Annotated in this window: 1 protein-coding gene; it reads left to right on the top strand. The window is 74.4% G+C overall.

Going from position 1 to position 22018, the window contains the following annotated elements; translation table 11 throughout:
- Positions 1-523: 523 nt before the first annotated feature.
- Positions 524-22018, top strand: coding sequence for an ADP-ribosyltransferase (locus tag RM479_RS22410; RefSeq protein ID WP_311513730.1), 21495 nt, complete (start codon positions 524-526; stop codon positions 22016-22018).

Raw genomic sequence — 22018 nt, 5'->3', positions numbered from 1 at the left:
ACACCAACCGATGTGGTTTTGCGTGTGTTTCACGCTGTCTCAGCGTGAGGATACTGACAGCGCACAGTACACAACAACCCCCCAAGGCGAGAAATAAACCCTGAACTTTAGGGATACAACCCGCCCGAAAAATCAGCGGCGCCACAGATCACACACAAACAGACACAAGCAGTCGCCCCCAAGGGGGCCTGCGCGCCGCCGGCGAGGACCGCGCGCCCGGGTCGCGGGCGGGACCCGCGCACCCCGTCGGAACTGTGCCTACCCCCGAGAACAGGGTGGAACACCCGTGCCACCGGGACACCGGGACGGGGTGAACCCGAGAGGAGCACCCGGCGAAGCCTGGGGGGACCCGACCATCGCACGGACGTTCGTTCGAACAAAAGCCAACGTTTCCATGACACACCAACAGGGGCGGAAGGAGAAGCACCACCACTTCCACATGAGCGGTTCGTAGTGCTAACGTGACCGCTCTCCGCGATCGGGTCGAGGGGGAAGGGGATCGCGCGTGCCTCTGGACCCCAACATGTCCGAATCCAGCCGGACGGCCATCAAGGTCCTGACCGGCATAGAGGTCCCCACGGCCGACCCCCCGGGCATGCGCGCGGCGGCCGAGGTCTACGAGCAGCTCAGCATGAAGCTCCGCAACGACCTCACCGAGGTGATGAACACGGTACGCGGCCGTGTTCGCCGGAACTTCGGCGGCCGGGCATCGGATTACTACGATCGCTCCGTCAAACAGTTCACCGAAGGCGAGAACGACTACATCGGCGCGGCGGCGAACACCGCCCACACGCTCAACGTGGAACTGCGCAAGGGAGCGGCGAACGCCGAGTACATGTCGGCGATGGTGCTCGTGCAGTTCGCCCAGCTCCTGGTCGAGATCGCCTGGGCCATCGCCACCGCCAAGTTCACCTTCGGCGCGACGCTGAAGTTCATCCCCATCTTCAAGATGATCCGCAGCCTGGCCATGCAACGGATCCTGGCCTGGTTCCTCATCACGGTCCCGGGCCACCAGATCATCAGCCAGATCTTCGCGAGCATGGACAGCGTCATCCAGCGCATCCAGATCGCCAACGGCACCCGCGACACCTGGGACCACGACCTCACCAAGGGCGCCCACATCGGGGGCGTGGTCGAGGGCCTGGTCTCGGCCGGCATGTCCGGTGCCCTGGGCGCCGCCTTCGACAAGCAGATCACCAACATCATCACCAACCGGATCGACCTCCTGCGGGACATGCCCGACCCCGTGCCCACGGCGGGCCTGGGCAAGGCCGGTCCCGACCCGCTGCCGACCCCACCGCCACCGCGCGGCATCGACGACCTCGTGACCCCGCCGGCCGCACCGGGACGCCCCGATCCCGTTCCGACTCCGACACCGGACGGCCCGCCCTCGCCCCCGGGGGGCGGACCGACACGGCCGGACGCGGACGTGCCGCCCCCTCCCCCGCCCCCGGGCCCCCGGCCCGACCCGGAGGCTCCGCCCGTTCCGCGTCCGGACCCCGACACGCCCCCGGGGCCCCGGCCCGATCCGGCGCCGACCCCGCGCCCCGACCCGGAGGGCCCCCCGCTCCCGGGAGGCGTCACGCCCACACCCGTTCCCGGGGCGGGCGCGGGCGGGCGCGGACTCAACCGGGACCTGGCCGACGTGTGGGCCCGGCACCGGGACGAGATGGTGGTGCCGTTCGGCTCCAACGCGCCCCCCGGTGCGGTGGCGTGGAACAACGCGGCCAACCGGGCCCGGTTCCGCGAGGACATGGCGGGCGTGTTCGAGCGCAACTTCGCGGACCGTCTGGGTGGCGACGCCGCACGCCGTCTGGGCTCCGACTACGCCGACACGATGGTCCGCTCGTGGAACAAGCCCGACCTGGGCCCACAGCTCGCGCGCACCCTGGACGACCACCTGCCGCCGCACGTGCGCGACCACCTGGTCCGGGTGCCCGAGGACATGCTCGGCTCGGTGTACGCGCACTTCCGGAGCCCCGGCACCTACGTCACCCAACTGGGCGTGGGCGCGGCCTCCGGCGCCGCGGAGGGCGTCCTCGGCGAGGGCCTGAGCAACGCCGCGATGGGCCAGGGCTTCAACGCGTCGGTGTGGTCGGCCACCTCCGGCGCGAGCATGAGCACCATCCAACAGGTGTCCACCGACGGGGCCCTGGCCGGCATCGACGCCCTGAGCGGCCCGCCGAAGATGCCCCCGCCGGAGGGCGCTCCCCCGCCGTCGGGTGAGGAGGACGCCGCCCACGACCCCGCGAACTCCGACCCGGTGCCGAACCGCACTCCCCCCGTGGCGGAACCCGCCGGTGACGGCCCGGGGTCCGGCCGCCCCTCGGGGCCGGGTTCCGGTCCGGGCCGTGACACCGTCGACGTCATCGCGCACGGCGGACGCCGGGACGACCCCGACCCCGACGGCGGCACCGACACCGGCCGGCGTGGCGAGGACCCGAACACGGCCGAGGAGGACGAGCGCGTCCTCGCCCCGCACCGGCGGGACCGGCCGATCGAACCGCCCGAGACCGGCGGCCCCGCTCGCGTGTCGGAGACCGGCGACGGCCCGGGAACGGAGCGGACCGCTCCCGGGCGGTCCTCCGGAGGCGACGGGGACCGGGAGGCGTCCTCGGCACAGGACCGGGACACGCGGGTCCGGCCGCCGGGGCAGGGCGCCGACGCCGGCCCCGACGGGACCCGCCCGTCCCCGCCCCGCGACGGCACCCCCGTGCCGCCGCCCACCGGCATGCCGGACCCGGTCGCGGACGACGCCCACGCGCCCGCCGGCGACGGTGCCGAGAACAGGACTCCGACACCCGAGCACCCCGGTTCCGACGGTGCGGGGCGCCCCGCACCCGCAGGCGACGGACGGATCGAGGGGCCGACCGCGGTCGCGGCTCCGCCCCCGGGGGCGGTCCCCGACCGCGGGCCGGCCCAGCCCTCGACCGGCCAGGGCGGCCAGGGCGGCCAGGGGGCCGACACCGCGCGCCCCTCACGCCCCGGATCCGAGCAGGGGCCGCGGAGCGGCGCCGGGGAGCACGGAACGGACCCGGCCGTCCCACCCGTGGGCGAGGGCCCCGAGGAGCAGGGCCGGGACGGGAGGTTCGAGATCCCCACGACCTCCACCGCGGATCCGGTCGAGGCCTCCCTCGACGGGGGGCGCACCCCCACCGAGAGCACGGCGAACGACGGGGCGGCCTCCGACCCCTCCGGAGCGCGGCCACGCGATACGGACGCCCCGGCGGCTCCGCCGAGGACCGAGGACTCCGACCCCGACGCGCGCGACACCGACGCGGGGCGCCCGGACGACCCGCGGAACGTTCCCGGTCCGGAACGGACGGACGAGGCAGGTCCGGAACGGACGGACGAGGCGACTCCGGAACGGCCGGACGAGGCCGCGCGCGACACGCCCGCGCCCGACCACGCCGACGCCGTGGACGGGACACCGGACGGCGCCCCGGGCGGGGACCGGGACCCCGCCGAGGCCCCCTCCTCCGTTCCGCACGGCCCGCCCCCGGCCTACTCCTTCGACTCGCAGCTCAACCCGGACGCCGCGCGCGCCGACGCGCCGACGCCCCCCGAGGCGGGGACGCGGGACACAGGCCCGGAAGACCCGGTGTCCGACGACACGGACGGCGTGTCCGGCGAGAACCGGGAGTCGGTGGTCACCGACGACGAGAGCCTGTTCGAGGACTCGGAGCGCGGCGAGGCGCCGCCCGCCTACGAGGACGAGCGGTCGTCGCCGCCGGCGTACCCGTACAGCGACCTGATCGACGTTCCCGGGACCAAGGACGCCAAGTCGCCCGTGCCGTCGGCGTCGGTGGTCGGCGACCTCACGTGGCTGCTCGACCCGCGCTCCGTCCTGCCCCCGCCCCTGCCCGTCACGGTCCAGGTCTTCACCGCCGAGGTGCCCGCGCCCCGGTTCGACAAGGACGGCCGACCGGTCCCCCCGGGCGCCGACCTCACGACGGACCGGTCCGGTCCCGCGCGGACCGGACCGGACGACCCCGGTCAGGGCGCCCCGGAGCCCCGGAACGACCCGCCGGTCACCGAGAGCCGCACCGAGACCCCGGCACCGCACACCGAGCGGACCGGGAAGACCGACCCTCCGAACGGCACCGGGCGCGACGGGCGCACGCCCGAGGCCGAGGGCCGGGACGGGACCACCGAGGAGGCCCGCACCCCGCCGCACGCCCCCGGGGAGGAACACACCACCGAGGACACGTCCACCCACCGGGACTCCTCCCTCCCGGACCCGAAGGGCAAGGGGAAGGCCCGCGACACCGAGGAGTCCCGCGACCCCGTCATGGAGGACGGGCGCGAACCCCTCGGCGTCGTTCCGGTGCTCGACCACACCACCGACGACCCCGCCGGCGACGGCTCCCCCGTCCCAGTTCCCGGGGACCGGTCCCCCGAGCGGGACACGCCCCCCATGAACCTGGACTACCTCGTGTCCTCGCGCTTCGTCGATCTGAACGGCGTGCACATCGAGGCCGACGCGGTGCGCGAGGCGATCGCCGAAGCCGTGGACGCCCAGGGTGTCCACGTCCCCCCGATCGTGCGGCAGGAGGCCCTGGACCACTTCGAGCGGCGTTCGCGGCGGGGATCGGAGGCCCGGGCGTTCTTCGACCGCGACGGGGCGAGCCACACCGTGCGGTACGGCTCGGACGCCTGGCGTTTCACGGTGCGGCTGAGCGGGGACCGCGGCGACGGTTACCGGCGTGCGACCGTCACGGAGGACGGCGAGGTGCGGACGCCGACCATGCGCACGCACGGCTCGACCCACGAGGGCCAGGTCGGCGGCTCCTCCTCGCAGGGGACCAAGAAGGGTCTCAGCGCCAAGTTCAACGTGAACCCGCTCTTCCTCAGCGCCACCCCCGACGGCTGGGCCTTCGGGCCGGTGCTGTCCCTGGGGGGCAGCGTGGGGTTCGGGCTGCGCACCATGACGTTCGGCGGGTCCGACAAGGGCTCCACGGCCCTGGAGGTGAAGGGCAAGGGCGCCCCGGAGGTCTACACGGCCGGCCTGCGCGTCGACGTCGACGTCGCCCCTCCCCCGGGTCTGAGGCCACCGCCCACGCCCCCGGCGGACGGCCCGGAGCGCGGCCCCGCCATCGTGCCCCGCGGCGTCGCCCTGGTGCTGCCGGGCGAGGTCAAGCCGCGGCCCTCCGCCGCACCGGAACAGATGCGGTTCCGACCGGACGGGGCGGGCACCGCGCCGCGAGGGCGGCCGCGGCTGGAACACGGCGGTCTGCCGATCACCGTGTCCGCCATCGTCCCCAAGGGCCCCGGACGCGGGAGGGGCTACCACGACCTGGGGTCGTGGCTGGCCGACACCTTGCTCCCGCCCGTCGACGGGAACGGCGGGCCCGCCACCGGGAAGCGGGCCGAGGCCGACCGGGCCTGGCGCGAGGAGTTCCGCGGGAAGCTGGACAACGAGTCGATCAAGCAGTACCTCCCCGCGATGGACCAGGGGCCGATCCGGATCACGGCGGTCCTGCCCGACGGCACCGTGCGGACCGTGCACATCTCCTCTCCGGCCACGGACTACCAGGCCAAGGGGCACAGCCCCCGCGTGGACGAGTTCGTCCGCCGGGACGGCGCGGAGGAGTCCCGCTCCGAACGGCAGGGACGCGACTTCAAGGCCGGGTTCACCGTGGGCGGCGGCTTCGGCATCGATATCCGCCTGCCCGGGGGCCGGATCCGGCTGGACGCCCCGTTCGTGGAGTACGGCTACACGAGAACGTGGTCCTCCAAGACCCGGACCTCCTCGAAGTCCGGGTCCCGGGAGACCTTCGCCATGGCGACCTCGGACACGGACGAGTTCATCGCCTACCAGGCCGAACGCGACCTGGTGGTGGAACTGGACGGTGAGGACACACGGTACGAGTTCACCGGTGACACCGTGGAGATCCTCTCCCTGCGGGACGCCCTGACCCTGGACGCCGCGGCGCGCGGGCTGCCGGACCCGCACACCGGTCGTGGCACGGACTCCCCCGCGCCGCCCTACCCGCACCTGCGCGGCGACCGGGTCACGCGGTTCCACGGAGCGCGGCTGGACGGCTTCTCCTGGCCGAACACGGGCAACGGCGAGACCGCCCCGACACCGGAGCGGAACACCACCGGCCCACAGGACGCGACCGACGGGACGCCCACCCCCATCACCGGTGACCCGGAGTCGCGCCCGGTCACCGAACGCCTGATCCAGGAGATCCTGACCGGGCTCGCCCGGGAACTGCCCGGCATCGTGATCCCGGAGCTGTCCCGGACGAAGGACGACTACGCCCGCCGGCCGGGCAAAAAGGACGCGCCGTACTTCGACCGCTCGCCGCGCGAACACCGTGGTCTGCGCCGCAACCGCAGGGTGGCACAGCTGAACACCGAGCGGATCGAGAAGGCGCTACGGGAGGAGTTCCTCAACAACCACGGTGAGGCACTGGCCTCCCGCGACGGTCTGGCCGTCCACCTCGACGAGAAGGCCGTCATCGACATCAAGAGGACGGTCACCCTCAAGGAGGCCCATCGGCCGGGTCTGGTCACCGTGCGGGTGAAGGCCGACTTCGGCGCGCTCACCCACCAGGGCTCCAAGGACGGCAGGACGGGGATCCACCTCGGCGGCGGCGCGAAGCTGGAATCGGGCAAGGGCAAGGGCGCCACGCACTCCGGAACCCTCACGGCGGGCCCGGGCCTGGCCCGCGGCAACCCCGAGGACGCCCGCGGCATGGCCAAGATCATGGGCAGCGGGGGCCTGGCCGCGAGCATCGCACGCACCTGGAACCGCGCCCGCTCGCACGGTTCCGAGCACAAGTCCGACCAGCTCCTGCTCTTCCCCGACGGCTCCGACACCTGGCGGGGGAGCGTCCGCTTCGACGCCCGCCTGCACGAGTACGACGCCTCGGACCAGGTGAAGGGCGAGGACGAGAGCGTTCCGCTGATGTCCCGGCCGATCGTGGCGGACTACTCCGTCGTCACCCCCAAGATGCTCTCCGCGCCGACGCCCGAAGCGCCCCGGGCCTCCGACGGCGAGGTCCAGGCCTTGAGCACGGACGACGCGCGGGCGCTGGTCCAGGGCCCCCTGGCGCCTCCGCCCACCACCCCGCCCCCGACGAGCGGAGAAGGGGCTGGGGGGCGGACCGACGACCGGCGGACCGACGACACGGGGCGGACCGAGGACACGGGGCGGACCGAGGACCGGCGGACCGACGACACGGGGCGGACCGAGGGCGAGGGGACGAACGACACCGGGCACACCGACGGACAGCGGACCGACACCACCGAACGCACCGACGGCGAAGGAACGAACACCACAGAACGCACCCCGGAGCAGGAGCGCGCGGAACGGGTGAGACGGGAGCAGGCCCGCCGGGCGCGCGCCCTCATCGACAACGGTGTCGTGGAACGCGTCAACACCGACCTGGGCGCGGACCGGGGGGACCTGGGCGGTCAAGCCCGACGACTCCTCTCCGAACGCGTGTCCATCGCACAGATCGCGCCGGGCCGCAAGCTCCTCCACTTCCTCGACACACGCGGCGGCCGGTCCTTCTTCGAACGCCTCTTCTCGCCGACGGGCATGGCCGCCGATCCCGCCACCTTCTCCCCCGGCGGCCAGCGGGACGTCATGGACATGACCGGCGGCCTGCTCTCGCCCAACGACGGACGGGCCGACCTCGTCACCAAGGCCGACCCGGACCAGGTGACGCAGATGCGGCTCACCAGGATGCAGCCCGTGCTGCACGCCGAGACCTCGGTCAGCGCCGGCACCTCGTACAGCGTCACCCACAGCGGGAACGCCCGGATCGGCGGCAACGCGGGCGGCTCGACCAACCCCGTCAGTGGGGACGCCGAGGGCCCCGACGCCCTCACCCCGGCCGACGCCCAGGGGCCGATCCCGCTCACCGGACTCTCCGACACCTGGAATTTCTTCCGCTCGGGGCGGACCGAGGAGACGCGGGCCACCTTCACCTCGTCGCTGACGATCGTGCCGAAGGCCGCGATGGGCTACGCCTTCCAGGTGGGCGGAACGGTCAGCCAGGCGGTCGAACTGATGAAGGGCTGGGGTCTGGCCGTCCCGGGAATCTGGTCGACGCGCCACCGGGGCTGGAGGGCCGTCCTCTCCGACCTGGCGTCCGGGTACATCACCGCACGCGACGCCCGCAAGGCGGGCATCGTCATGGACCGCCTCCGGGAGTCGGAGGACGGGACACTGGAGGAGAGCGCCCAGCCCGACCCGGAGACCGTCGAGGGCGTCAAGGTCCGCGACGGGTTCGAGTACACCGGCCAGCAGGTCCGCCCGGCCGACCCGACCGCGGCGCTGGAGTCCCTGGCCCGACGGCTCGACGAGCAGGGGTACGAGCTGACCCGGAGCAGCAGGAAGCGGCTGCTCGACAAGCTCACGACACAGTTGGCCAAGGGTCCGGGAACGAACGCGCCGGTCGCCGTCAGTGTGCGCCACAAGGGCGCCCCGATCGGCCACACGTCGTCGCCGGGGATCGTCAGGGTCAACCTGCGCACGTCCGAGCCCCGGGTCGAGTACCTGGCCTCGACGGACGAGATCGTCGAGTCGCACACGTGGAAGTCCGAGGGGGTCCAGGGCCGGTCACGGGGCGGCGGTAACACCGTGGGCGCGGACCACACGCACCTGGTGCCCGCGCCGTTCGAGGGCCAGCACCTGGGACCCGACGACCAACCGGGGCACCGGCCGCTGTTCCTCACCCCCGGGGGGACGACGGGCCACACGGCCTCGCAGGACACGTCGCACACCGAGACCGTGGAGCGGAGCCGAACGGCGCAGCTGGAGACCGCCGGCCCCTACGCCAAGGTCGTCCGGCAGAGCACGCTCGAACTGAGCCTGGAGTTCGACAGGCCCACCACCGTGACCCGTGGCGAGGTGAACGCCCCCCTCACGGACAGGACGGTCATCACACTCGACGCCGACGGGGACGGCGGGACGATCCAGACGCTCTACCCCTACGCCTATCTGGACTTCACCGGGACGAACGACACCCCGCGGACCGCATCGGCGCCGGACGGCGGAGCGGACGACGGCTCCGACGGCGGCGGAGGCGGGCGCCGGATCGACGACGGCTCGGCCGACGACCATCCGGACCTGGCCGGCGCGATGGACCGGCACACGTCGGGACGCCACACCGCCGGCGAGGCCACCGCGTTCGACGACGGCGTCGTCATCATGCCGACCGCCGTCGGCGAGCACGGGGCGCACGTCCGCGACACCGCGATCGTCACCATCGCCAAGGCCCTGGGCTGGACGCCCGGCTCCGACGGTCGCACCGAGGGCGTCTACTCGGCGGACGACCTCTCCTCCGCCCGCACCCACATGGCCGAGAGGCTGGGCCTGGACCCCCGGTACACGCCGGTCGACAGCGTCCTGGACGCGATCGCCCTGAAGTCGCTGTTCTCGCAGGCGGTGGGCGCGACCGAGGGCGTCCCGCTGATGAGGATCGGCTCCATGGACTGGCGTCTGGGGGTCACGCCCGACCTGCGCAACGCGCGCGTCCTGGAGGTCCTCCCCGACTCCCGTCTGACCTGGAGCGACAGTGAGGACCGGTCGTCCGTGGACGGGGTGGACCACAGCGGGGGCGCGGTCGCCGAGGGCGGGTTCCGGTCCACGGGCCTCAACACCGAGCACCGCTCCTTCGATGACCACGCCGCCGTGATGACGGGCGCGCCCACCGTGTCCGCCACCTCGCCCGCGAACGCCGCCTCCGACGAGGGCGGTACCAAGACCGACACGCCCCCCTCCGCCGAGCGCGAGAAGCGGGGGCCCGTCTACCTGATCGAGTTCGACACCACCTGGACGGTGGGCGCCCGGTCCGAGCAGGGCCTGCCCTTCCTGAAGCGGTCGGCCCACCAGCACATCGGTGACACGCGCGGCACGATGAGCGCCTGGGTCTCCCAGGAGGACGCGATCAAGCTCGGTGTGGTCACCGAGGAACACGCCCGCGGCCTGGCGGCCAGGGCACGGGAGACGCACACGGCCGCGGAGGCCATGGGCAGGGACGAGCAGAGCTACGACGAGACCCGCGGCCTCCTCTCGGACCCGGTCACCGCGTACCGGGAGGCGCACGCCGCGCACCTCGCCGAGCGCACCGCCGACGGCGCCGCACACGCGTCCCCCGAGACCACCGAACGACTGCGGAGGGCACGGGAGGCCTACGAGGCGCAGGAGGCCAGGACCGAGGACGCTCGCCGCGTCCACGAGGCGAGCACCCGGAACTGGGTGGACGCGGTGTCCTCCTCACGGGACGCGTTCCACGCCCCGCGCGCCCTCTTCGAGTCGCGGGTCGCGCACGACACGGCGACGGCGGACACCCTGCACGAGCGCGGCGAACGGGTCAGGACACGGTTCGCGTCCGCTTCGGACGACATCGGTGACGCGGAGACGGTGCTCGGCGGGCACACGCCGGACCGGGACCGGCTGCTCGACCAGGAGGGCCTCACCGCGCACCACACGCGGGTGCGGCGCCTGGGAACGGACGTCCAGGCCCTCCTGCGCGACCTGGGCGACCCCTCGGCGCCGAACACCCGGACCGAGGCCGAGAACACCGCTCTGCGGGACCGGCGCCACGCGCTGCTGGAGGAGGTGAACCGGTTCCTCACCGAGGCCCGGGACCGGAGCAGGCACCTGGCGGACGCGGCCACCCGGGTCCACGCCGCCATCGACGGGGCACTGGACCTCGCCGAGTCCTCGCGGGGGGCGGCCGACGGAGCGCGCGGCGACCTCGCCGGCCTGCGGACCGCGACGACGAACGCCACGAGCGACCACGGCCGTCTCGTGGAGGAGGCGCGCCACCCGGAGGTCCGGCGGACCCCCGCTCCGGAGGGATCGTCCCGGGACGGCGGGGACACCGCTCCGGACCCTCGGATCACCGCGCTCGACGACGCCGGACGGACCCTGGAGACGCTCGGCGACACCACGCGCACGCTGGGCGCGACCGACGACGCGATCCGCGACCGCATCGCGAACGTCCTGGCCCGCACCGACGCCCTCGCCCGCGACGAACTCATCCCCTCGCGGGACCAGGAGCGGTTCCACCGGGAGATGGAGCGGACGCTCACCGACCTGGGCGAGCGGCTGTTCGACGGCGCGGTGGCGGAGATCGACCGGGACAGCGCCCCGACGGGCATCGATCTCGGCCGTGAGGCGCACGGCACCGCGCTGGACGAGGCGGACCGCCTGCTGGACGACCACGCGACCGCCGACGACCTCTCCGAGCGCGGGGAGGACTTCACCCTGCCCGGGCAGGTGACCGGTCTCGACGCGCGGGTCGCGGACTTCGAGCGCGACCTGCGCGCGTTCAACGACCAGGCCGACCGGAGCCCGGCCGAGGTCGCGGACATGGAGCGGCGACGTCGGGAACTGATCGACGAGACGGCACGGCTCACCACCCCGGTGACCGCGCAGGAGGACGGGGTCACCTCCCGGCTGGACTCCGGCCGCGAGACGGCGACGGCCGTGGCCGAGCGCACCGGGCCCGTCCGGGCGGCGGTGGACAGGGCCGAACGGCTGCTCACGGACTTCCGGAACAGGGTCGACGGGATCGATCGGCGGTCCGCGGCGCTCCTCGCGGGCGACGGAGCGGTCAGGGACTCCCTGACCAGGACGCGGATCTCCCTCACCGACATGGAGAACCGCAGGTCCGTCCTGAACGGACGCCTGGGCGGCGTCGAGTCCCGTCACCGCTTCCTCTCCGACACGGAGATCCCCGCGCTGGAACGGCGGGCACGGGACCTCGGCGGGATGCGGGAGGACCTGGAGGGTCTGCGCACACGGCTGGACGACGCCACCGTCGCGGGCCCGACACCGCGCGGCGACGACGGCACCGACGACGGCGGGGACCCGCCGCCCGGCGCCGGCGGGGACCGCGGCGCCGAGGGCGACCGCGACTCCGGCGGCCACGGGAGGAGCCCGCGCACGACCGGCGACACCGACCCCGCGGGCGGGCGCGACGGGGCACCCCCGCCGGACACCGACCGCGGGAGCGGCGGGGGGACGTCGCGCTCCCCCGGCGACGGTCGGGTCCCGGTCGAGGACACCGTGGGCACGCCCGCGATCCCCGTGACCGCCTCCCGGGACGGCGACACCGACGGCGCCCCGCACGACCGCGACACGGTCGACACCCGCTCCACGACCCGGTCCGACGGCGTCTCCGGCGACCGTTCGGACCCTTCCCCCCGGGACCGGCGCGGCCTCTTCGACGGCGTCGAAGAGGCCGACGGCGTCGAGGAGGCGCCGCCCGCCTACGACGCGGAGCCCTCACCACCGCACTACCCCTACACGGAGCTGTTGGAGGCGCTCGGGACCAAGGACGCCAAGCCGTCCGTTCCCGACCCGTCCGTGACCGGCGACCTCACCTGGCTGCTGAACCCCCGCTCCGTGCTGCCCCCGGCCGTGCCCACCGACCTCCAGGTGTTCACGGCCGACGTCCGCCTGGACCCCCTGGGCCCCGACGGACGCGCCCTGCCCTCGACCACCGGGGACACGGGGGGCGAGGGATCCGGTTCGCGTCGGCCCCCCGGCGAGCGCTCCACCGACGGGGGGCACGGCCCCGAGCGCGGGGACGACCCCGGCGACCCCGACGACGGCGGGTCCGACTCCGAGGACTCCGGCTCCGAGGACTCGGACTCCGATGCCGAGGACGGCGACGACCAGGCCGAGCCGTACGTGTCCCACGGCTCGCTGCCGGTGGACCGCGACGGCGAGGCACACGACCTCGACTACCTGGTCGGCTCCCGGCTGGTCGGTCCGGGACGCCTGCGCACCGACGGCGTCCCGGACGCGATCGAGCGCTCCCTGCGCGGCATGCGGCCGCGCATGCCCCGCGCCCTGCGCACGCAGGTGCTGGCCGAGGTGGAACGCGTCGCGGGCGAGCGGGGAATGGACCCGTTCTTCACCGGCGACGGCCACGAGGTCACCGTCGGTGCGGACGGGTCCCGGTGGAAGGTCCGCGTCGCACTGGCGGCCGACCGCCCCGACGGCGACGAACCCCCGGCCTACCGCCACGTGCCCATCCGCGAGGGCGAGGGCACCGACGCCGCCATCATCGGAGGCCAGGAGCGCACCCGCACGGTCGGCTCCGGTGACACTTTCACCCGCGGCGCCCGCCGGGGCGTGAGCGTCAAGTTCACCGCCAACCCGCTCTACTTCGGCCCGACCTTCATGGACCAGCCCGTGGGGCCCAGCCTCACCGTGGGGGCGAGCGGCGGCACCGGGCTGCGCGCCGGCGGCACGGGCGGCTCCTCCAAGTCCACGGCCGTGCAGGCGATGGACAACAGCGGACCCGCCGAGGTCTACACCGCCGACCTGCGCATGGACCTCGGCGTCACCCCGCCGACCGGTGCCCCGACCCGGGCCCCGCGTCCCTCGGTGGTGCGCGACGGCATGGCCGTCGTCCTCTCCGGCAAGGCCGAGAGACGTCCCGACGACGCTCCCGCCCACATCAGCCTGCCCCGGCGGCCGGCGGGCGCGACCGCCGCGGACGACGCCTCCGCCGGGGCCGACCGTCCCGCGGCCCGCCGCCCCCGGACGACGCACGGCGGCCTGCCCGTCAAGATCGAGCGGATCGTCCCGCAGGGAGGCGAGGAGGGCACCGAACCCACCCACACCGACCTGGGCTCCTGGCTCGCGGACCATCTCGTCCCGGAGGGCGCCGAGGGTGCCACCGGCAAGGGCACCAAGGGCTCCCAGGGCAAGGCCGCCCGCGACCTGCACCGCACCGTCCGGGCCCTGTTCGACAACGACTCCCTCCAGGAGTACCTGCCCCACCTGGCCCGGGGTCCCATAACGCTCGAACTGACCCTGGGCGACGGCACACACCGCATGGTGCGCCTGGCGTCCTCCGCCAACGAGTACCGCGCTCTCGGCCACGCCCCGCACCTGGGCGAACTGACCCACCACGACGGCGCCGAGCACACCGTGTCCTCCTCCGGAAACCTCAGCAGGACCATCGGCTTCTCCGTGGGCGGCGGTGCGAACATCCAGCTCTCGCTCCCCGGCGGCGGGATGACACGCATCGACGTGCCCACACTGGAGTACGTCCACTCGCGCACCCTGGACTCCGAGACGCACTCCTCGTCCCGGACCGGCTCGCGTCGAACGATCGCCCGCGACATCGCCGACACCGAGGACTTCCTCGCCTACCGTGTCGAACGCGACCTCTTCGTCCACGTGGAGGGGGAACCGACACCGCACGCCTTCACCGGCGAGACCGTCGAGATCGTCTCCCGCCGCGACGCGGAATCGCTCAACGACGCCGCCGGCGGCGGACCGCGCAGGCGCGACCACGGCGAGCAGCCCCGGCCCCCCATGGCCCACCTGCGCGGGGACACCGTCACCGACCTCAGCGGCACGACCGTCCTCGGATTCGACCGGCCGGAGCAGGCGGCGGACGCGGACGACGGCGCCGAGGACGGCCCCTCGGCGACCGAGGACCGGGACGGGGGGCCCACGGTCTACGAGCGCCTTCAGCAGGAGATCCTGGACTCCATCGCCCGCGAGCACCCGGGCATGGTCATCCCGGACATGGCGCGCGACCGCGCGGACTACGCGCGCCGACCCGGCGACGGGGAGGCCCCGCCGGGCGAGCGGACGTGGCGCGAGCGCTACGGCCTGCGCCGCAACCACGACATCGCGCGGAAGAACACCCTGCGCGTCCTGGACGCCCTCACCCCCGAGGCCCTGCACTCCCGCGACGTGGAGCTGACCTCCGACCAGGGCCTGATGATCCACCTCACCGAGAACGCGATCGTCGACCCGAAGCTCATGGCCGAGGGCAAGGAGGTCCTGCGCCCGGACAACGTCACCGTCCACGTCCACGCGAAGTTCGGCGGGCTGACCTTCGACGGGCGCACCCCCACCGAGACCGGCGTACGCCTGGGCGGTCAGGCCAAGAGCGGCGACACCCGCGGCGAGGCGAGCTCGCACGGACTCAACCTGACGGCCGGGGCCGGCCTGCTCCGCTCCCGTGACGCCGACGCCCGGGGCATGGGGCGCCGGATGGGCGGTGCGAGCGCCACCCTGGGCGGCTCCCGGAGCCACACCCGGGGCACCTCGCGCGGCGTCTCCCACACCGCGGACGACACGATCTTCTTCCCCGGAGGCTCCGACCTGTGGCGAGGACCGGTCGAGTTCACGGCCCGCATGAGCGACTACGAGGGCTCCGACCAGGCCCGCGGCACCGACCAGAGCAGGGACCTGCTCGGTGGACCGATCCGGGCCGATTACTCGGTGATCACTCCGCGGGTCCTCACCGAGAGCGCACCGCCCGCGTCCCGACGCGACCACGACGAACACCGGGCCCTGTCCGAGGAGCAGGCGCGTTCCCTGATCCAGGGGCCCTTCTCCACGCGGGACACCGTGACGGACGGCGACGGCGGTACCCGCCGGACCGGGCGCGGCGACCGCGACGGGAAAGGCCGCGAGAGCGGGGACGGCCGCCGGGACCGCCGGGACCGCCGGACCGGCGGGGACGAACGCCGCGAGGGACGCGGCGAGGGCGGGCCGGCACGGCACGGCCGCGGGGACCGTGACGGTGGCCGACGCGGGGAGACCGGCGGCTCCGAACGGACGGCGGGGGACCGAGGGGTCCGCGACGGGGAGACCCCCGAGCAGGCGCGCGAACGCCACCGCGCCGAGGACCTCGTCCGCGCGGGCGGTTCCGTCGAGCGGATCCACATCGGACCGCCGAGCCGCACCTTCGAACTGTTCACCGACTTCCCGCGCGGCCTGTTCCAGGGGTTCGAACGCAAGCTGCGCACCTATCTCAACACCACCGGCGGTCGCACCCACTTCCAGGAGCTGCTCTCGCCCGACGGCATGGCCGACGACCCCTCGACCACCGCACCCGGTGGCCGGCGCGCCCGCCCCGAGATGAGCGGCGGCGTGCTCTCGCCCGGCGACGTGCGCGCCACCACCGCGACGCGCGTCGAACCGGACCGGGTCGCGGAGTTCCAGCAGGTCGAAATGCAGATGATCTCCCACGGCGAGACCAGCGTCGAGATCGGCACCTCGGACACGGTGACCAAGAGCGCCGGGGTCCGCGTGGGCGCCTCGGGGGGCGGGACGAGCAACCGGATCGTCGACGACGCGGCGCAGAAGGACCCGGCCACGGCCGTCCCGCCCAAGGACGCCGTCGGCCCGATCCCGGTCGGCGGTCTCAACGACACCTGGACCTTCTTCCGGTCCGGGCGCGGCACGTCCGCCAAGGCGTCCTTCACCGCCTCCACGACCATCGTCCCCAAGGCCTCCCCGGGATACGCCTTCCGCCTCGCGGGCCGGGTCACCCAGGCCGTGGAACTGCTGCACGACCGGGGCAAGGCCAGGCCCTCCTCCTGGAACCCGAAGAACCTCAAGGACCTCCCGAAGACCGCGAAGACGTATTACCGCGGCTGGACGGCGCGCGTCCACGACCTGATGTCGGGGTACATCTCGGCGCGCGACGCCCAGGAGGCGGGCATCGTCCAGGACCGGGTCACGGAGAACGAGGACGGCACGATCTCGCTCTCCCCCCAGGACGACCCGGCCGACATCACCGACGTGCGGGTGCGCCCCGGCTTCGAGGACTCCGGCAAGCGCGTACGCCCCGCCGACCCCACCGCCGCGCTCGCATCGTTGGTGGAACAGCTCCGGTCCCAGAGGTACGAGCTGACCGCGGGCAGCCGCGAGCGCCTGTTCGAGGCGCTCACCACCCGGCTGGGCAACACCTCCGGCACGAGCGAGCCGGTCTCCGTGCGCGTGCGCCGCGTCTCCGACTCCGACGAACCGCGTTCCGGGCACCGGGCGCACGACGCGCAGGTACACCTGGAGCTGCTCACGAAGGAGCGCAAGGTCGAGTACCTGGCCTCCAGCGACGCGATCATCGAGTCCCACACCTGGACCACCGGCACCGGGAGCAGCCGCTCCGACGGCACCGGCAACGCCGTCGGCGGCGAAGGCGTCCTGCTCCAGCCCACGCCGTTCCGGGGGGACGAGAACCCGCCCGGCCAGGGGACGGACAGCCGACCGCTGTTCGCCGCGCCCGCCACCTCGGGCGGCGTCTCCTCCTCGGACACCGACAGCCGGGGAGAGTCAGGTGAGCGCACCCACACCGTGCAACTGGAGATGAGCGGCCCCTACGCCAAGGTCGAACAGGACAGCGAACTGGTGCTGCGCCTGCGCGGCCCGAAGGACCTGTCGGTGACGGCCCGGGGGGAGTCCGGACCGATCCACACGTACTACCCCTACTCCTACCTGGACTTCTCCCCCCGCGCCACGGGCTCGGACACGGTGTCGGGCTCCAGCACGGAGCGGAACCTCGACGCCGTGGTGTCCAGGTCCCGGGGGCGGAGTCTCGCGCAGGCCCTCGGCGACGGCGCCCGCGCCCTGTTCGCCGAGGGCCGCGCCACCCGGATGCCCGAGGGCGTCGTCATGATGCCCGCCGCCGTGCGGAACGGCGGACGCGAGGTCCGCGACACCGCCGCCATCGTCATCGCCGGCTCCCTCGGCTGGAAACCCGAGAACGGCGACCTGGACCGCCACGGGAACCACACCCCCGACGGACTGCGCCACGCCCGCCGCCACACGGCCGACAAGCTGCACCTGGACCGCCGCCACTCCCCGATCGACAGCGGCCTGGAGTCCGTCGCCCTCAAGGCCCTGTTCTCCCGCACCGCCGGCCACGAGGAGGGCGTGACGCTCACGGACCTGGGCTCCACCCGGTGGAGCCTGACCGCGCTGCCCGACCTGTCCGGGGCGCGCGTCCTCGACGTGGTCGCCGGCTCGCGCCTGAGCACCACGACCGAGAGCCGGCAGGGACTGTCCGACTCCTCCGAGCACGCCTCGGGGACGGCCCTGGACCCGTCCGTGCGCCCCTCCGGACTGACCACCGGCAAGGACGTCTACGAGAAGCACGAGGGCGTCCTGGTCGGTGCCGCCAACGCCTCCCTCGGCTCCACCACGACCACCGCCGCCGACGGGCGCGAGATCGGCACGGCGGGCCCGCCCACCTCCCAGTCCCAGCGCATGGGACCCGCCTACCTCGTCGAGTTCGACACCACCTGGATCATCGGCGCCTCGTCCGCGGGCAAGGACCCCCACACGGGGCGGACCCGGAGCACCGTGGCGGCCTGGATCGCCCAGGCCGACGCCCTGCGCCTGGGTCTGGTCACCCCCGACCAGGCCGCGCGGCTCAACGCCGAGGCCGAACGCGTCCACGACGCCGCCGAGACGATGGGCGACGACGAGCAGTCCTACGGGCGCGAACGCGGGCGCCTGGAGGAGCCCGTCCGCGACTACGTGCGCGCCCACGAGGTCCACCGGCGGACGCTGGAGGACCGGACCGGACGCCCGAGGAGGGAGGCCCGGGACGGGTCCTCGCAGACCTCGGAGTGGGCCGCGGACCGGTTGCAGGAGGCCCGGGACGCCTACCACGCCCAGGAGGACCGCTACCGCCGGAGCCTGGGGCAGTACGAGGACAGCACCCGCACCTGGGTCGACACCCTCAACACCGCGCGGCGGGACTTCCACCTCACCGCGCCCGGCGGCTCCGTGCCCACCGCCACCGGGGCGGGGACCGGCACACCGGTTCTGTCCGACACCACCCTGCGCGACACCGTCGCCGTCGAACTCGACCCCCGCACGGGGGACCCGACCGACCCCGACGCCGACCTGCGCAAGAAGGTCGACCGGATCCACGACACCGTCTCCGACCTGCACCGGCGGGAGACCCTGGCACGCTCGGACATCGACGGGGCCGCGCCGCTGATCCGGGCGGCGGACGCCCTCCTGGCCGGGCGCCCGAACCGGGCCGCGTCCCCGGCGCGGCCCGAGACCGACGCCCCCACCCCGGCCGCGGTGGCGGACCTGGGGAGCAGGGTCGAGGCCTTCCGGCGCGACCTCGCCGACATGGCCGCGCGCGACGCCCAGGGCACCGAGGACGTCGCCGCCCTCGACGCACGGCGCGACGCCCTGCTGGAGGAGGCGCGCGGGCTCCACGGCGCCGCCGAGGAGCACGGCGCGCTGGCGGAGGAGCAGGCCCGCGCCACCCGCGTGACACTGGACCGTGTCATCGGGCGCATGAACCGCACCCGAGCGCTGTTGGAGGCCTCGGGCGACCGCGTCAGCCGCATGCGCACGGAGACCCTGAACACGTGGGCGCGGCACACACCGCTGACCAAGGACACCCGGGACTCCGAGGACACCGTGGCCCGGAACCAGGTCGAGCGGCTGGGGAACGACCTGACGGCGCTGCACGACCACGGCCGCGACCTCGCCGCGCGCAACCACGCGACCCGGGCGGAGGTCGACCGGGTCCTGAACGACGCCGACGCCGTCGCCCGCCGGGAACTGCCCCACCACGAGGAGCGGGCGCGGATCCAGCACGGCCTGTCCACCGCCCTCGCCGAACTGGGCGGGCCACTGGTCGCCGACGTGATCGCCGACCTGCGGAACGAGGGCGACCGGGGACGGCGGTTCTTCGACGACGCCTCGGACTCCCTGGACGGGGCGGACCGCCTGCTGGACGCCCGTGCGACGGAGGCCTCGCGGGTGCCCCCGCCCGCACCCGACCTCGCCACCACCGCGCAGGTCACCGCGCTGACCGAGCGGGTCGCGGCCTTCGAACGCGATCTGGCCGCCTTCGCCGCCCGGTCCGACCGGAGCGAGGCCGACGTCACGGCGATGCGGGAACGGCGCGACGCGCTGCTGGAGGAGGCGGAGGGGCTCGACGGCCCGGTGGCCGAGCGCGGCCGACTCATCTCCGGCGAGCGGAGCGCCACCGAGACGGTGCTCGCCCAGGTGGACGAACGGACCGGTCACGTCCGGAACCTGGTGGACCGATCCGAGGGGCACCTGCGGGGACTCCGCGAGGAGGCCGACCGGATCGCCGCGGAGGACGCCCCGTTCCTCGGCCCGCGCGAGGACCTGCGCACCTCGCTGGACGAGGCGCGGACGGCCCTGGACGACCTGGACACGGACAGGACCGCCCTGGACGGGCGCCTGGACGGCCTCCGGTCGCGGACCGACGGCCTGACCACGGTCGAGATCCCCCGTCTGCGCGGACTGGAGAACGGACTGCGGACACTGCACCGGGACCTGGACGGTCTGCACACCCGGATCGACGGCCTGGAGGTGCCCGCGGCCACGCCGCGCACGGAGGACGACTCCGACGGTTCGGACTCCGACTCCGACGACGACGCTCCCCCGGCGCCCGGCACCGGACGCGACGGCACCGGCGGCGGTCGCGCACCGCGCCCGGGCGAGGGGGGCACTCCCCCGGGCCGGGACGGCGGGTCGGACCGGGGGACCACCGGGGACGGGGCGCGGGGCTCGCGGTCCCGGTCCACGGCGACCGACGCCGAGGGCGCCCCCGCCGACCGGGACGTCCGCCCGACCGACACGGAGCGACCGGCGCGGACGGCCTCCGCCCCCGTCGACGCGTCCGCGATCCGCTCCGCGGAGGACGGGAACGGGAACGGGGACGCTCCGCGCCGCGCGCGGACCGTCTTCGACGACGCCGAGAGCGCCGAGCGGGACGAGCCCCTGCCCGCCTACGACGCGCAGTCCCCGCCCCCGGCCTACCCCTACTCCGCGCCGCCCGAGCGGCCCACCGGCGACAAGGAGAAGGACGCCGTCGCGTCGACCGGCTCCGGCGGGTTCAAGGGCCTGCCGGACCCGGCCGCCCTGACGCCGGCCGTGGGCGACACCGACCTCATCGTGTTCCCGACCTTCGTGCCGGACCCCGACCCGGTCCCGCCCCCGACGCTGGCGGAGACCTTCGCCGACGTCCTCAACCCCACGCTCGCCGAGGCCTACTCGCCGACCGGTTCCGACCAGGACATGCTCGACGTGCACCGCCGGTACACGACCGGGACCGACGGCGCCCGGGAGGCCGCCGCGGACGTCACGATGGGCGACGGCGCGCCGGCGTCCGACGCCGGGAGCCCCGACTGGGACGCCTACGTCGACCTGCCCGGCAGTCCCCGGACCGGACCGGTCGGGCCGGAGGGCTCCGACGTCCGCATGGTGGACGCGGACTCCGACGGAGACGGGTCCGACGACGGCTCCGACGCCTCCTCCGAGGGTTCCTCCGAGGGCTCCGGGAGCGAGGGCGCCCCGCCGCCGGTCCCCGGCGACCCGTCCACCTACCCGGGGCACCTGGACGCGCATGGGATCCGCCGGTTCGCCGGGGCGGACGAGGCCGACGACTACGGCTCGCTGATCCTGCACGACCCCTCCCTGGCCGGCCCGCCCCTCGGCACCCGGCCACGGGACCAGCGCCGCGCGGTCTTCACGTACACGGCCTCGTCCTGGATCAACGTCGTGGCGCGCGCCGAGGACCGGGAGACGGGGCGGCGGGTGCTGGAGGAATGGGCGGACGCGACCCGCGACACCGTGACCACCGACCCCGAGGCCGAGGGCTGGGACCTGTACGAGCTGAACGACCGCACCGCCCCGACGCTGGAGGACCTGCGGGCGGCGCGGCACCGTCCCGACCTCACCCCGCACCAGAGGTACCTCGTGGAGCGGATCCTCGGCGCGTCCGATCCCCAGGCCGCACTGGACCACTACCGGGACAACTCCGGGGAAAGCGGGGGCATGGCGGACCTCAACGACGGGCGCTACCCCCGTCTGGAGGACGCCGACCGGCTCATGGGGCGGTTGGACGCGACCATCACGCAGCGTCTCCCCGAGACCACCGTGGCCGTCCGGACCCTGTTCACCATGGACCACCTCACGGGGTACGTCCCCGGCGACCCCCGCAGGCTCGTGGGGACCGTGCAGCAAGACGCCGGGTACATGTCCGCCGCCCTGGGGGACGAGCCGGCCGTCGTCGGTGACGAGCCCGACCCCATCCGGGTCCACCTCCTGCTGCCCGCCGGGACCCCGTTCGTGTGGGTGGGCGACGCCAGCGCCTACCCGAACCAGCGGGAGATCCTGCTGCCGCGCGGCACCCGGTACCGCATTCGGGGGGTACGGGTCGAGGGCGGGGACACCGTCCTGTTCGCCGAGGTCCTGCCGCCCCCGGCGGGGGCGAGCGCGTGA

Source organism: Nocardiopsis lambiniae, assembly GCF_031845465.1.
Classification (GTDB): Bacteria; Actinomycetota; Actinomycetes; order Streptosporangiales; family Streptosporangiaceae; genus Nocardiopsis; species Nocardiopsis lambiniae.
Note: the sequence above shows the minus strand (reverse complement) of the source record. Positions and strands in the feature narration are given on the sequence as shown.